General features: G+C 50.8%; 4 protein-coding genes. All 4 read right to left on the reverse strand.

Annotated features, from left to right (window positions below):
- Positions 1-113: 113 nt before the first annotated feature.
- The 4 genes from AC50YG_RS22385 to AC50YG_RS22400 all read right to left on the reverse strand — a co-directional run bounded on the left by AC50YG_RS22385 (position 114) and on the right by AC50YG_RS22400 (position 14,968).
- A complete protein-coding gene (locus AC50YG_RS22385) occupies positions 114-2,912 on the reverse strand; it encodes a glycoside hydrolase family 3 C-terminal domain-containing protein (protein WP_494829742.1) in 2,799 nt (932 codons plus the stop codon).
- A gap of 261 nt (positions 2,913-3,173) precedes the next feature.
- The gene (locus AC50YG_RS22390) at positions 3,174-8,084 is read right to left on the reverse strand and encodes an S-layer homology domain-containing protein (protein WP_494829744.1); all 4,911 of its coding nucleotides are present in this window, start codon (positions 8,082-8,084) and stop codon (positions 3,174-3,176) included.
- Between the two features lie 613 nt (positions 8,085-8,697).
- Positions 8,698-14,850, reverse strand: coding sequence for an immunoglobulin-like domain-containing protein (locus tag AC50YG_RS22395; RefSeq protein ID WP_494829746.1), 6,153 nt, complete (start codon positions 14,848-14,850; stop codon positions 8,698-8,700).
- The gene (locus tag AC50YG_RS22400; protein WP_494829748.1) at positions 14,843-14,968 is read right to left on the reverse strand and encodes a hypothetical protein; all 126 of its coding nucleotides are present in this window, start codon (positions 14,966-14,968) and stop codon (positions 14,843-14,845) included. The genes AC50YG_RS22395 and AC50YG_RS22400 overlap by 8 nt, the downstream gene beginning before the upstream one ends.
- Between the last annotated feature and the right edge of the window lie 268 nt (positions 14,969-15,236).

Consider the following 15,236-nt stretch of genomic DNA (forward strand, 5'->3'; position numbering starts at 1 on the left):
CGAGCATCTCGTCTATCATTCGACAAAATGGCTGAAAATCCTTGTAAGCCCCGACCGGGATTGGTCGGGGCTTGGAATTAGGCTATTTATTTATAATCGCTGTCGTACCTACCCTAAACCTGTTTAAACTCAATCCACTCCACCTGCAAGCCTGGCTTGATGAATTCCAGCTTCAGTTCATAGAAACCTGCTTCGAGTTCGACTTTCATAAGCTTCTGTTTGATCCATTTGCCTTCGGTTCCATTCGTTTGAATCGTCGTCATCAGTTGATCGTTCAGCGTTACATTACATGCACTTTGCGCTAATTCCGTCTCTGGAGACATAATGCTGACAATGATCCGGTATTGCCCAGCTTGATCCACCTGCATAAAGGATGAACCCGCTACAGCAGGCTTCACCTGTGCATTTTGGGAAAGCACTTGTATTTGCTCTGAGGAAGCGGCTGCTGCAAGCGAAGCATTCGCCTTAAACGCTTCAACCGTCTCTACGATTTCATGTTTTCTGGAAAATACAGGCGCGTTCATAATGAATGTGCAAATATTCATAGCAGAGCGCTGCAATTCGCCGCGGGTCAACATGCCATTTTCAAGCGATTCAATCGTATTGTCATCCCAGCCATTGATTTCCGCACCGTAGTTCGGCACCACCATGTACAGGTCGTTTTGCGCACGAACCATCCAGTTCGTCAGTTTGCGATCCGCTGGGCCGCCACCCACGACATCGTTCATGATCGCCCACCAGTCCGTCATCACAATGCCTGTAAAGCCCCATTCGCCGCGAAGAAGCGTCGTGTTCAGGTCATAGTTGGAAGCGGCCCAATGTCCGTTGATCGGATTGTAGGAGGTCATAATCGAATTCGCACCGCCCTGCTTCACGGCGATTTCAAAGCCTTTCAAATAAATCTCACGAAGAGCGCGTTCGGAGACAACCGCATCGACCTTGCTGCGGTGCTTTTCCTGATTGTTGCAGGCAAAATGCTTCAGCGTAGCGTTCGAGCCGCCCTTCATAATCCCTTTCGTACATGCTGCCGCAAATACACCCGAAATGAATGGATCTTCTGAAAAATATTCAAAGTTCCGTCCATTAAGCGGACTGCGGCGAATATTCAGGCCTGGCCCGAGCAGCGTATCGATGTTGTTTCTTAGTAGCTCCTGGCCTTCCATTACATACAGCTCTTCGACTAGCTCCGTATTCCACGTTGCCGCAAGCAAGGTGCCGATTGCGACCTGAGTTGCCTTCTGACCGCTATCCATACGAATGCCGGACGGGCCGTCTGCTGTACAAGCCACGGGGATGCCATAATTGAACAGCTGATCGCTGACTCCGCCGAAAGCCGAAGCCGTCCCCGATGTAACGAGCGGGCTGCTCATGCCCTCGCCTCTGACGATTGCCGCCAAATCCTGATCGCTAAGCTGCGCGATGAAGCTTTCCATACCGACTTTACCCTCAAAAACATCTCTTAACGTATGTCCCTGATTGCCCGTCTGTACTAGCGTTGCAGGAAGATTGTTCTCGATCCGTTCCGCCATAGAAACCTTCCGCTGCGGCACCTCTACGAAGATGAGCTCATACGAGCCATCTGTCTTCCGGGCACCCGGCTTCATTCTCGTAAAGCTTTCCGTTGGCGCCATCGCTTCTTGCAGCTGCTCCACAACTTGAAGAGCATCCACGACATAGCCGTTTTGACCCTCAACAGCCACTTCCGCTACCTTTTTCACACTCGTTCCCACATAAAAACGATAAGTGCCTGCCTCCAGCACATAAGCGGAAGGATGCCCCGTCACACCAGCGTCATCATAGGAAGCCATAGCAGAAACAGGGAAGCTCACCGTAAGGAGCTGCGATTCGCCTGGCTGAAGCAATTTTGTTTTGCCGAATGCGGCCAGCGCTTTAGCCGGTTGACCCAGCTTGCCTTGCGGCGCTTCGTAGTAAACCTGCACCACTTCTTTACCCGCGAAGGCGGTTCCCGTATTCGTTACGTTGACGTCGACTTCAACGTATTGCTCTCCTGCTTTGGTTGTCAGCTTGGCATCCTCCGGCTTGATGTCGAACGAGGTATAAGAGATGCCATAGCCAAACTCAAACTGAACCTTATCCGGGCAAAACGTCTCAAAATAACGATATCCCACATAGATATCTTCCTCATAAACGTTTTTAAATTCATTGCCGTAATTGCGAGTCGACGGATAATCGTTAATAGAATAAGCGATCGTATCCGTCAATTTGCCGCTTGGCGTCACGTCTCCAGCCAGCACATCGGCAATTGCATTGCCGCCTTCCATGCCACCCTGCCAGGAGTAGATGACACTTGCAATGGGATGCACGTAGCTTTCATCGTTCAGCCAGCTCATGTCTATAATGTTCGATACATTAAGCACGACAACGGTTTGTTCAAAATAAGCCGTCACCTGCTTCAGCATCGCTTTTTCTTCCACTGTCAATTGGTAGCTTCCGGACTCATCAGCATTGTCCTGATCTTCTCCCGCTGTACGTCCAATCACCACGACAGCCTTATTCGACTTACTTCTTGCCTCCGAAACCAGCTCAGCCGTTAAAGGCATTTCCTTCTGATGCCATGGCTCAGCCGCCCAGCCGCCTCCGCCGTTATCGAATGGATTTTCTTCAATCCACTTCTCATAAACAGCCGCCAGCGCTTCATTGACGGCAGCATTCTTGCTGCCACGAAGCCCATCCAGCAGATTTGTTGTATAAGTAACATGAACGCTGCCGCCCGAACCGGTACCGCTGCGATAATAGTTCACTTGAGTTCTGCCAAAAATAGCAACGTTGTCGCCATCCTTAAACGGAAGCACCTGTCCTTCATTTTTCAATAATACGGCACCCTCTGCAGCTACCGTCCGGCTGAATTCTGCAAAACCCTCTAATGGAACTCCAATGCTTTGTGTACTCAATTGATTTCCTCCTGTTTCTCGTATCCCTACCATTTGCTTGTTGCTGGCTCTATAGAAAAACACCTTTTCTATTATGAAGTTTCCCGTTTTTCACGAACCTTTGTATGATATCTATTAAGCCTTTTAAAAAAATAAAAGCTACCCTACTACTATACAAGTACCGCTTCTATAAATGCAAAATATACAAGTCTATACCATGCGGGACATACTACAAAAAGACGTTCCTCCCTCATTTAAAGGAAGAAACGTCTTTCTCTACTGCTAGCGCTTCACTTCATGCCCTTGATCATCAATGAACCATCGGTGCTCCTGTGCCGCTTCTTCGACTTCCATGAAGGCCCAGTGTCTTGTGCCAACATCCTCAAAGGTCGGAGTATTCACACCATAAAGCGGTCCCCGTTCAAACAGGCGGTTAAGCACCTTGACGGCTTCAGACCGTGTCAGCTTCTGATTCGGCTTAAACGTATGATTATCATAACCGCTCATTATGCCACTGGAACGGATGAAGGCAATTGCCTCATAAGCCCAATGCTCGGAGGATAGGTCCTTATAGGTTTGTCCTATTGCTGAAACTTCGGCTTCAACGCCCTTGCTCGTCAGCCAGCGGTATGCGATGGCCGCCATTTCAGCGCGTGTGATACCATCCTCAGGGCCAAAGCGTCCGTCTGGATAACCTTCCATCAACCCGGCTTCGGACGCGACTCCCATTTCCTCATATGCCCAATGCTTCACAGAAACGTCTTTGTAAGAGAATACTACTCCCCCGTTCGGGAGGCTCTCCAAATTTCTGACCAGCATAGCCGCCATCTGCGCACGGGTAACTGGCTTGTCTGGGCCAAATGTTCCGTCAGGGAAGCCTTTAATATATGGCTTGTGGAGGTTCGCCCCTTCACCGTCCTGCTGCTGGGCAGCAAAATATTCCTTCCAGCCTTCCATGTAAACCATCGTAAATGTACTGAATTTATTTACGTCGAATTGCACGCCCTGCTCCCCGCCCTTATAGGCAGCAATCTCGCCACGAATCAGCTCTTTGGTTCCATCGCTGTGCTCTACGAAAATAACTAGGTTGTCCAGAATGTTTTGACGGGCCGCGGCATCTTCAGGCAAAGCGCCTTTAAGCGGCATCATCAACGTTACAGACCGGCTCTGCATATTGGTTTCAATGGTCATCGGACTGCCCAATACCTTAATCGTCTGGTCTCCTGCAATTTGGCGCACAAGCTCTTCTTTCTTGGCTCGATCCTCCACGACTTTACGTTCGTTTTCAGTCCGGATCGGAATGAAGCGGAAATAAAGATCCTCATCGAATCCCGCCAATGATTCGTGCGGAATAAACACGCGAACACCCTCAAGCTGGAATTCCAATGCAATACCACCGTCCGCTAGCGGTTTGACGGCATTTTTCGGAACTTTGATATCCGTCTGGGACACTTTCCCCTCTTCGTCTGGTATAATGATTCGCGCTATTGGATTCGACTTGCCCTTGAGCTGCTCTACCGTTGCCAAAACTCTATCCTGTGCCAAGACAACATTATCCCTGACCTTGCCGTCCGAACTGGTCGTACGCTCAATCGGCGTTCTAGTAAGTAATTCGCCTTCGCCCGCCGAAACCTCCGCGAACACCTCTTCTTTGACAGTGCCAGAGTCGGTACCCGTCCCCGACGAAGAATGTGAGGTCGGCGTCGGGGTTGCACTCGTATCCGGTGTTGGCGTCGGGGTTCCGCCTGTATCCGGTGTCGGCGTCGGGGTTCCGCCTGTATCCGGTGTCGGCGTCGGGGTTGCGCCTGTATCCGGTGTCGGTGTCGGGGTTGCGCCTGTATCCGGTGTCGGCGTCGGGGTTGCGCCTGTATCCGGTGTCGGCGTCGCCGATTGACCTTGCTTAATATCGCTTGCTGTCAATTCAATCAAGCTAAATCGGAGTACCTTATTGCCAGCATCTATTTCATAAAGTCCAATATATTTATTCGTTTCAGCATCTACACCTGAGATGTCACCCATCTGATAGGGATCGATCACTCCCGCTCCCATCGGAGCGGAATCGCCATAATTAGGTGTTACAACCGGACTTGAAGAAATAGAAACCACTAACCGATTGCCCGGCTGTGAAAAAGCGTACGGAAGGCTTGTAGCGCCTTCCTGCAAGCCTTCCTTGGCTGCAGGAACGGGACTAAACGGCGATACAGGCACCGGAATCACCGGCGGAGTTGTATAACTCCACTGGAAATGCGGATAACGCTCGTTAAACGCTGGGGAAATCGCCCATATTTGCTCAAAATCCCATTCCTCAAACTTCGGTTTTTCCTTCATGTCAGGTGTAGACCGATATTCGCTTATATCTAGCAAGATTTTAAGATCGGTTTCACCCGTCACCCTATCAGAGTATACCGACTCGGCAACTGACACATTGCTGCCGTTATTGCCTCCGAAGCTGTATGCGTCGGTATACATATAATCCTTGTCCAATATGGCTCCCGTAGAATAGGCGAAACGAAACGTATTGGAGCCCAGGTCGCTTCCGATGAATCCACCTACGTACTGAACACCTTCAACTCTTGCACGCGAGTAAACATTCTCATATAGGGAGTTGTCGGATTGGCCGACAAAACCGCCAATATATAAGCCGGAGCCTATGACTTGCTGGATCGGAGATGCATAAGTCTGCTTAATGGTCGCTCCCGCAAGGTAGCCCGCCAATCCACCAAGGATCGTTCTCCCTTCCACTTCTCCTGAAGCGTAGGATTTCTCAATATCGATTCTGTTGCCCTCACCGATTAAACCGCCAAGCTTGCTGCCATAGTAGCTTTCGGCTGAGGAAACTTTGCCCGTAGCGTACGATTGAACAATGGCTACCCGCTCGTTTTCACCGCCGGTAACGTTGCCCGCCCGCCCGATTAAACCACCTCCGCCGCTTCCGCTAAAATCAATGATGATCACTTCGGCGCTGGAATAAGAGCCGGAGACTAGCGATTGGCCTTCAATGGCGCCTATCAGGCCGCCAAGGGCACTTTTACCAGTAACACTGCCGGATGAAGACGAATGAATGACTTGCGTTTTCTTGGCCATCCCCACCAAAGCCCCCACCATTTCAGGCGGATTTAATTCATCCATTGCCGTAATAACGGCATTGGCCAGATGTACGTTCTCGAGCGTTGCTCCTTCTGTATACGCAAACAAGCCAACACCCTTGCCGGCATAAACCTGTATGTTCAGGCCGCTAATCGTTTTGCCATTGCCATCGAATACCCCGGTAAACGGCTCGGTAGGCACATCGTAAGTCATATATGAACCGATTGGTGTCCAGCTTGTCCCTGCTCCACCATCCGTCAGATCAATATCATCCGTAAGAACGAAGTGGCCATCCAGTACATAACGAATAGCATTTAATTCATCTGAGCCCGCAATTTGGTATGGATCGGCAGCTGTTCCCAACCCGCCTGCAAACAGCTGGACATCACCATTTTCAAGCTCAATGAGGCTGAATTTTACGATATTGCCAGCAGCATCAACCTCGTACAATGCGAGGTGGCTAACTGCCGCAGAGCTATCGATAGTAATATCGCTGCCAACTGCATAAGGATCTATCACGCTTGTTCCGTTGCCGACCGGAGCAGCAGCTCCCGCATCTGGAGTCGGCACACTGCCCGTCAGCATCTGTACCACAAGACGGTTGGCGATGCCAGCAGAAGCTCCACTAATACGCGTAGTTCCTTTTATTGTACCCGGTTCGACGGTAACTGCTCCTTCAATTTCCGGTGCCAGCTTGTCACCAAAATAGGGGAATCCACCATTAACGGCAGAGTCAATCAGCCATATGCCTTTAAAGTTCCAGTCTGCCGGATAGGTATCGGCATTTTGAATTTTGTTGGTGCATAGCGGCGTACCCAGCTCATCTCCCGGTTTGACAACCGAACATTGCGCACCTGAATGGTAAAACGCATTGGAAACCGTTGCATTTGCATAGCTCGGCGCAAACTCTTTCACAATACTTTCATCGACTATCAAGGTTCCGGCAAAATAGGCGTTCTTAAAGGCTACCGTTCCTTCCATTTTATAAACAAAGCCCGCCATCTCATAGCCGGTGACTGTTGCACGGGAGAACACATCGGTAAAGGTCGAGTCTTGCGCTTTGCCAACAAAGCCCCCTATCGCCGCCCCGCCCTTCACGACGGATGAGCCCGGGATTCCCTGGATAACGGATGGTCCAGCATAAGACTCAGACACCGTGGCATTTTTCAGGACACCTGCCAGCCCCCCAGCATTTTCGGTCAGCGTTATGTTCATATGGCCCGAGCTCACAGTGTAACCCTTAACCGAACTGGTCGAATAGGATGTTTCAACGATGATGTTCTCACCATAGCCAATTAATCCGCCTGTCTGCAAGGTGCCTTCAACATCTCCCGCTGCCCAGCTGCCAATGAATTCGACTTGATCGCTTGCCGTGCCTTTTACACTGCCGATTAAGCCACCCCTGTTCTGGTATTTGTTATTAGCAAAAAGAGAAAGCTGGCCTGCTCCATTTCTTGGAAGCTGCACCTTTACCGATGCAGAGGAATGAATCACCGCCGTTTTGGCACCTGCTGCGGCCAATGATCCGATCAGACCGCCAGTGTTGTCTCTCCGGCTGACAATTGTTCCGGAGGCCGAAACATTTTCAATGATCGAGTTTTGGGCCGTACCCGCAAGCGCACCAGCCGTTGCGCCAGTGGTTGTATCGCCATTGGTTTCATCACTTATATTGACAGCGGCCATATTCAGATTCCGAATTCTTGCGGAGCTGATGTAACCGAACAAGGAATTGTCCAATTTGTCCGACTTGATTGTAAGCCCCGAAACCGTGAAGTCTCCTCCGTCAAACGTTCCAGTAAACGGCTTATTATCCGCTGTGCTGCCAATGGGGCTCCAGCCCTCGCCCTGATTGTACGGCGCAGCGTCCAGATCAATATTTGACGTCAGAACAAAATGCTTGTCCCGATAGTCCCTTACCCTATCCAATTGCTCCGCGGTTGACAGTTGGTACGGATCATCCGCCGTTCCCTCACCGCCGTCGAACAACCTAACGTCCTCGTTGCCGAGAGTCAGCGGATCATTGGATTCGGCTGAGACTCCCAGCGGGGGAAGTCCCGAAAAAATCAATAGAACGATCAGAATGGAATGTAAATAACGACGAAGCATAATGTGGTTTTCCTCCCAAATGTTATCTCTGCCACATGTCGCTCAACACCTCGACATTTTGCGGCATTTTTCGCCATTATACCTCCTCTTCTGTGACAAAATTGTTGCAAGTGCAACGGCTGATCCTCCCTCTGGAGGCAAGATAGGCTCAGCAAAGGGTTCATGCTCAAGCAGCCTTAGTCCAGCCTCCATTAAATAGCGCTGATAAATGTAGCGGTAGCTTTCACACCATTCCCCGCCAAATTCCGCGAGAAAGGGACATTCACGTCTTCCATGTTCCGAATTTTTTTCCTACTCCACGTCTGTGAGACGTCCCGGGCTAAGAGCGCTATCTTCCTCTCCATCTATCTGCTTCTTTAATCTCGTACGCCTTTGGCAGTAAGGACTTCTACATGTTGTGCAGTCTCATCCAACCTACGCTAGCCTTATATGAAGTTCGTGTTCCTCAGACCAGAGATTTGCCATCGGCTTCCTTCAGATTTCACCTCACGATGGACACCATTGCCTTAAGCTATGGCTGCTACTGCCTTCACCATTCGGGATTTGAACCCTAGAGATAGCACCACGCTGGGCGCACACAAATAGAGGGGGCCGAATTCGGCCCCCTCTATACCTAAATTAGATCAGATTTTTGCATAAGTTTTTGAATAACGGTTGCAACCTCGCCCCTGGTTATGTACTCCTGCGGCGCAAGCTTATCAACGCTTCGTCCAGATACAATGCCAGCTTGAAGGATGTCCGCAACACTGCTTTGCGCCCACGCGGATACCTCCTGTGCGTCTCCAAACATACGAAGAGTAGCATCTGTTGGCTGAACAGACAGTTTAGCCTTCAGTCCTGTAAGCTTCATCGCTTTGGAGAGAATAACCATCGCCTGTTCCCTCGTGATCTTATCCGTCGGTCGGAAAGTGCCGTCTACAAAACCGTCAATCAACTGATACGTATAAGCCGTATTGATTGCGCTGCTGAACCAATCTGACGTCTTCACATCAGAGAATGGTGCCGCCCCGTTTTCCAGTTTTAGTCCCAATCCGCGTACCAGGATAGCTGCAAACTCAGCTCGTGTTATATCTCGATCTGGATTAAACAGACCGCCGCCCGTACCATCAATGATCATCCGCGACCCCATGTCGTTAACAGCAGCTTTCGACCAGTGACTCGCAACATCAAGGAATTCAAGCGGATGCCAGACGACGGAGTAAGTGCTGTTGGTTAAGCTGTTAATATGAGCATAATATTTGCCGTCGATTTCGACGATCTTGGTTGGTACGTGACGAACCGTTCCATCCGGCTCGACAACGACGCCCGTAGTAATTTGGTTCGTGTCGAATCCGGCCGGGATGGCGATGGTTCGCTCAACATAAGCATCGAATCTAGATACTTCGATTGTCTTTGTTCCGTATGTAGCTCTGATCGTGAATTCAACCGGCGGAACGACAAGCGTGAATTTCCCTTTCGCTGCCGCATCCTCCACAACTTTCATCGAATCGTTCGTTGGTGCGGCGATTTCAACTTGAACCTTGATGTCCTTTAGCGGCACCGACTTCCCGAATTGCTCCGCTATCATGTTAATATTCATTTGTTGCGCGGGAAGCTTATAAGTCGCATGATTCGTTCTGATTTCCAATATAGCTTTTTGATTATCCATGGTTTGAACCATTTGACCGTTTAATTCGCCAATGACCACGTCAGACTGTGTGTTGACCGGAATCGTAATGACTGCACCCTGGCCTTCCGCAGCCAGCTTGTCTTCCAGCTTCTTCTGGTCAATGGTGATCGTGAGAACGGTTTGATCGTTAAGCTTACTTGTTGCGGCGATTCCCGCATTTTCCTGTTTGCCGTTCACCAACACGATGACCACATCTCCGCTTGAGTTGCTGGAGGCAGGCGCTGATCCCGTGTTATTAGCCGATTGTGCTTTCACCTTGAGGGTGAACGTTTTGGTCTCCGTTTCGCTTCCCTTTGTAATCGTGGCGGTCAGCGTTACTTCTTTGTCCCCTCCGGCGTAGGATGGACGGGTCACTTTGCCGTCATCGGCCACAACGCTCGTATCGTCGGATGACCACGTGATCGTCGTGCCGCTTGCTCCTGTTCCAGGCAGCGTCACGTCTTGCGTGACATTCGTAGCGATGTCGCCACTTCCGAAACTGACCTCCAGAGCTGCCTTGTCATCGCTAACAGCTCCCGCGTCGTTCTGCGAATTGACTTTCACCTTGAGGGTGAACGTTTTGGTTTCCGTTTCGCTTCCCTTTGTAATCGTGGCAGTCAGCGTTACTTCCTTGTCTCCTTCAGTGTAGGATGGACGGGTCACTTTCCCGTCATCGGCCACGACGCTCGTATCGTCGGATGACCACGTAATCGTCGTGTCGCTTGCTCCTGTTCCAGGCAGCGTCACGTCTTGCGTGACATTCGTAGCACTGTCGCCACTTCCAAAGCTGACCTCCAGAGCTGCCTTGTCATCGCTGACTGCTCCTGCGTCGGTCTGCGAATTAACTTTCACCTTGAGGGTGAACGTTTTGGTTTCCGTTTCGCTTCCCTTTGTAATCGTGGCAGTCAGCGTTACTTCCTTGTCTCCTTCAGTGTAGGATGGACGGGTCACTTTGCCGTCATCGGCAATAATGGTCGAATCGTCGGATGACCACGTGATTGTCGTGCCGCTTGCTCCTGTTGCAGGCAGCGTCACGTCTTGCGTGACATTCGTAGCACTGTCGCCACTTCCAAAGCTGACCTCCAGAGCTGCCTTGTCATCGCTGACAGCTCCCGCATCGCTCTGCGAATTGGCTTTCACCTTGAGGGTGAACGTTTTGGTTTCCGTTTCGCTTCCCTTTGTAATCGTGGCGGTCAGCGTTACTTCCTTGTCTCCTTCAGTGTAGGATGGACGGGTCACTTTCCCGTCATCGGCCACAACGCTCGTATCGTCGGATGACCACGTGATCGTCGTGCCGCTTGCTCCTGTTGCAGGCAGCGTCACGTCTTGCGTGACATTCGTGGCGCTGTCGCCATTTCCGAAGCTGACCTCCAGAGCCGCCTTGTCATCGCTGACTGCTCCCGCGTCGGTCTGCGGATTGGCCTTCACCTTGAGGGTGAAGGTTTTGGTTTCCGTTTCGCTTCCCTTCGTAATCGTCGCGGTCAGCGTGACGTCCTTGTCTCCTTCGGCATAGGATGGACGGGTCACTTTCCCGTCATCATCCACGACAGTCGTATCGTCGGATGACCATGTGATTGTCGTACCGCTTGCTCCTGCTATAGGCAACGTCACATCTTGCGTGACATTCGTAGCGCTGTCGCCACTTCCGAAGCTGACCTCCAGAGCTGCCTTGTCATCGCTGACTGCTCCCGCGTCGCTCTGCGTCGCAACGGTGACCGTAATCGTCGCGGTTCCGTTTTTGCTGCTGTCCGCCGTCGATGTTGCCGTGATTGTATAAGCTCCCGGCACTGCTTCAGCGGCAACAGTAACGTTACCCGCAGTGTCTACCGTCACTTTGCCGCTGGCATCGCTGCTCGTCCATGTCACTGTCGTCGCTCCGCCACCTACCACATCTACCGTGGCCGTGAGCTGCTGGCTCTTGCCCTGCTCTACGCTTGCGCTGCTTGGACTAACATTCACACTGTTCACCGCCGGAGCCGGAACAGATTGTAGAATGGTTCCACTGGCCCCCACAGCCGTAAAAGTACCGTTGGCATAAATGACTCCCAGCAAATTATTTGTAGTGCTGCTCGTACTCGTTTGCGTAGTCCAGTTCACTCTGTCGGCGGAGGTCACAACCTTTCCGCTGGCTCCTACAGCCACATAAATGTCATTTCCGTAAGCTGCGCTATTTAGGCCATTTGCGGTGCTACTTGCTTGGCTCGTCCAGGTTACTCCGTCGGAAGAGGCCATAACCGTACCGCTGGCTCCTACAGCCACGAACATGCCATTTACGTAGGAAATGCCGTTTAAATTAACGTAAATGTTTCTTTCTTGGCTCGTCCAGATTACTCCGTCGGAAGAGGTCACAACCGTGCCGCTGGCTCCCACAGCCACATAAACGTTATTTCCGTAGGCTACGCTATTTAGGCCGCTTGTGGTGCCGCTTGTTTGGCTCATCCAGGTTACTCCGTCAGCGGAGGTAATAACCTTTCCGCTAGCTCCCACAGCTACGTACTTATCATTTCCGTAGGTGATACTAAGCAGATTTTGCGTCAGTCCACTCAGCGTCCGTTTCGTCCAGCTTACTCCGTCGTCGGAGGTTACAATCGTTCCACTGTTCCCAACGGCCACATACTTGCCGTTCCTATAGATAACACTAAACAGATTTTGACTAATGCCGCTCAGCGTCTGCTTCGTCCAGCTTACTCCGTCGTCGGAGGTTACAACCGTTCCAGTGTTCCCAACGACCACATATTTCCCGCCTCCATATGTTACGTAATTTAAAATATTGGTCGTTAACGCTGAGCTTCCGCGGCTTGTCCACGTAACAGGAACAACGGTAACCGTAATCATAGCGGTTCCGGTCTTGCTGTTGTCCACTGTCGATGTTGCCGTGATCGTGTAACTTCCTGGAACGGCTGCCGCAGCAACAGTTACATTGCCCGTGGCGTCTACCGCTACTTTGCCGCTGGCATCGCTGCTTTTCCACGTGACTGTCGTCGCTGCGCCGTTCGCCGCACCTACCGTTGCTGAGAGCTGCCCGCTCTTGCCTTGCTGCACACTTGTGTTGATTGGGCTGACGCTTACACTGTTTATTGCTGGCGATCCCGGAGCGGCAGTCACCGTAATCGTCGCGGATCCGATTTGCCCGTCATCCTCTGTCGATGTTGCCGTAATCGTGTGGTAGCCTAGCGCGGCATCCGCGGCAACGATTACCTCCCCCGTAGCATCTACCGCCACCTTTCCGCTGGCATCGCTGCTTGCCCACGTCACAGTTGACGCAGCGCCACCCGCCGCATCCACTGCTGCCGTGAGCAGCTGGCTTCCGCCTTGTACTACGCTTACGCTGCGCGGGTTGACGTCGACGTTGCTTACTTCCGGTAATATTGGCATTGCAGCGGATTGCAAAACCCTTCCTGAGTTCCCTACCGCCACATACGTCCCATTGTTGTAGACGATACCGTTAAGATTGACCAAATCCTGGTTCGCCGATTTCGTCCAATTCATTGCATCGCTGGAGGTTACAATCTCTCCAGCATTCCCTACTGCCACAAACATATGATTTCTATAGATGATAGCATTTAGCTGAGAGGAAGTGCCGCTTGCCGGGCTCGTCCAATTCACGCCATCGTTGGAGACAATCAGCGTTCCACCAAGCCCTACCGCCACAAACTGGTGACCTCCGTAGGCAATCCCCTTTAGTTGTTGCGTAGTGCTGCTTGCCGGGCTCGTCCAGTTCACGCCGTCGCTGGAAGTAACAACCATTCCCGTATTTCCAACCGCCACGTACTTCCCTTTTCCATAAATGACGCTGTTTAGACTTTGCGTAGTGTTACTCGTCCGTAGTGTCCAGCTCGTTCCGTCACTGGAAGTTACGATCCTTCCAGTAGCCCCTACTGCAACATACAAACCATTTCCATAGGTGACACCATATAATTGAGAGTAAGTGCCGCTCGATCGGTTCGCCCAAGCGATCCCGTCTGTGGAAGTAAAATTCGTTCCATCTGGACCCACTGCTACGAATATACCTTTTCCATAGGTAACCCCATTTAAATCTTGTGTCATACTGCTCTTTGTTCGGTTTGTCCAAGCGATTCCGTCGCCGGAGGTTGCAATCGTTCCATCTGGACCAACCGCCACATAGGTTCCGTTACCGTAAGCGATGCTATTTAACTTATTACTCGTAGGCAACGGGCTCCGGATCGTCCAGTTCCCTCCGTCAGCATAGGTTAAAATCGTTCCGCCAGTCCCTACTACCACATAGGTTCCATTACCGCCGGCGACTCCCATTAAACTTCCTGAGTTGAGGCCGCTCGTTTGATTTTCCCAAGTTACTCCGTCAGTAGAAATTTTAATTACTCCAGAGTTCGCCGTTGCCACAAACTTCCCGTTTCCGTAAACGACGCTAAGCAAATTTTCCGAAGTGCCGCTCGTCCGCTGTGTCCAGGTTACCCCGTCTTCGGAGGTTACAACCTTCCCTTCTGAACCTACTACCACATAGATACCGTTGCCATAGGCGACTCCCAGCAAATTGAGAGATAAGTTACTCGTTTGATCTGTCCAGTTCGTTCCATCACTGGAAGTAAAGATTTTTCCATTCCCCCCCGCTACTACAAAAATACCGTTTCCATAGGTGATCCTATATAAAACGGAATTTGTAATTACGGGGCTAACTGGGTTCAACGTCCAGTCCATGCCGTCGCTGGAGGTCACAACCTTCCCAAACCCCCCTACCGCCACATACTTCCCATTCCCATAAGCAACACTGGCAAGCTCGCTTGAATCGTTGTTCGTTGCGTTCGTCCAGTTCACTCCATCGCTGGAGATGATAAATTTCCCGCCTTCGCCTAACGCCACATATTGGCCGTTTTCATAGCTAATGCCTTTTAGCTTACTCGTAATACCGCTCGTTTGAGTTGTCCAACTCGCACCATCGGCAGAGGTCATAACGGTTCCATTATCTCCAACAGCTACATATTTCCCATCCCCATAGGTCACGTCATATAAATTCACACCCGTGGGCAGAGGCCCCCGGACCGTCCACTCGTCAAGCGGATTCGCGGCATTCGCAATCTGAGGAAAATGACCCACCACTATCAATACTGCCATGACGATTGATAACCAACGTTTAATCATTGTTGTCTTCCACTCCCTTTTCCTTCATTCTTTGTGCGCCTGCCAGTCCGCCAGTATTTTCGTCCAGCGTTATGTTCATATAACCCAAACTCACTGAATGTAAATAACGACCAATCATAATGTGGTTTTCCTCCCAAATGTTATCTCTGCCGCATGTCACTCAACACCTCGACATTTTGTGGCATTTTTCGCCATTATACCTCCTCTTCTGTGACAAAATTGTTGCAAGCATAAACGGCTGTCGCCGTCCTTTGGCAACTCGGCACGTTTCAGTCCGAGAAATATAGAGAAGGGATGAAAAAATCATATCCTTTCCTATATTTCAAAAAAAAGAGAACAGGCACGGATTATCCGTACCTGTTCCCTTTTGCAATATGTAAAAGCTT

This window comes from Paenibacillus sp. J31R34 (assembly GCF_059383715.1).